This is a genomic window from Calidithermus roseus (assembly GCF_003574095.1).
Lineage (GTDB): Bacteria > Deinococcota > Deinococci > Deinococcales > Thermaceae > Calidithermus > Calidithermus roseus.
Window position 1 is genome coordinate 1 of sequence record NZ_QWLA01000167.1, and the last position, 1,101, is coordinate 1,101.

Consider the following 1,101-nt stretch of genomic DNA (forward strand, 5'->3'; position numbering starts at 1 on the left):
CGTGAGCGCCTCTCGGGCTGCGGAAGTGCTGGGGGTTCCGATTGAATATATCCGCAAGCGGGCCGCCCTCTGGTCGTCGAACGGCGGAAGTGCCCTCTAGTGGCCCCGATGATCCTACTCTCCGACGCTAACATCCTCATTGACTTCGCCAACGTCGGGGGTCTGGACTCTCTGGTGAAGCTGGGAACCCTGGAAGTACTCGATGTTGTGCTGGCTGAAGTGGATGACCTAACCGAGCCGCAGGTCAGTGCGTTGGGCGTAAGGGTTGTGCGGGTTCAGGAAACGTGGTTTTCGGAGGCGAGAGTCCTGAAGAAGGCAGGGCTATCGCTGGCCGATGCCCTGTGCCTCCATTACTGTTGCACTAACGGCCATACGCTCCTCTCCAACGATGGGCGGCTGCGCAAGGCTTGTGCGGAGAACCAGGTCGCTGTCCACGGCAGCCTTTGGGCGGTTCTTGAGCTCCATTCCCGAGGGATTTGTCCACCTGCTGTGCTTTGCGGCTGGCTTTCTCGCTGGGAGAATGAACTGGAAGCCCGCCTACCTGCCAGTGAGCTGGCCCGGGTGCGCCGGGAAGTAGGGTGTACTGGGTTTTTGTGAGCCGTTAGAGAAGCGAGGGGGTGTGGGGGAGCTATAATCCCCCGGTTTTCAAACCGGGGATACATGGACTCCCCCACGTCCGCCGGAGGCGGACATAGTATAGTGGGCGGCGGATGTGCTATCATATGCACGTGCCTGAAGAGCGCACCACGCGCCATTCGCATTACAACCTGAACTACCATCTGGTGTTCACCCCCAAGTATCGCAGGCGGGTCTTCTTTGGTGAGGTGCGCGAAAGGCTAATGCAGGTACTCCGGGAGGCCTGCTTGATGAGGGACTGGGCAGTGCTAGGCATGGAGGTCATGCCCGACCACGTGCACCTTTTCCTTTCTGTACCGCCCAAGTGGGCACCCTCGGACGTGGCGAAGATACTGAAAGGCGTGTCGGCCCGGCGCATCCTGCAAGAGTTCCCAAGGCTACGGCGGGGCAAGGGCGGCGGTCATTTGTGGACACCCTCCTTCTACGTGGGCAGCGCCGGGAATATCTCAGCCCAGACTATTCAGC

The 1,101-nt window shown here is 60.3% G+C and carries 2 protein-coding genes; both read left to right on the forward strand.

What is annotated here, in order from left to right:
• The first annotated feature begins 108 nt into the window (after positions 1–108).
• Positions 109–597 (forward strand): PIN domain-containing protein, encoded by a 489-nt coding sequence (locus Mrose_RS18400; protein WP_119280665.1) that lies wholly within the window; start codon positions 109–111, stop codon positions 595–597.
• A gap of 131 nt (positions 598–728) precedes the next feature.
• Positions 729–1,101 (forward strand): IS200/IS605 family transposase (gene tnpA, locus Mrose_RS18405; protein ID WP_245970029.1); only part of this gene is annotated, 373 nt, incomplete at its 3' end.

What these genes read in the sequence shown, in the direction of transcription:
- Mrose_RS18400 (WP_119280665.1), top strand. Translation starts at nt 109, where the DNA reads ATGATCCTACTCTCCGACGCTAACATCCTCATTGACTTCGCCAACGTC.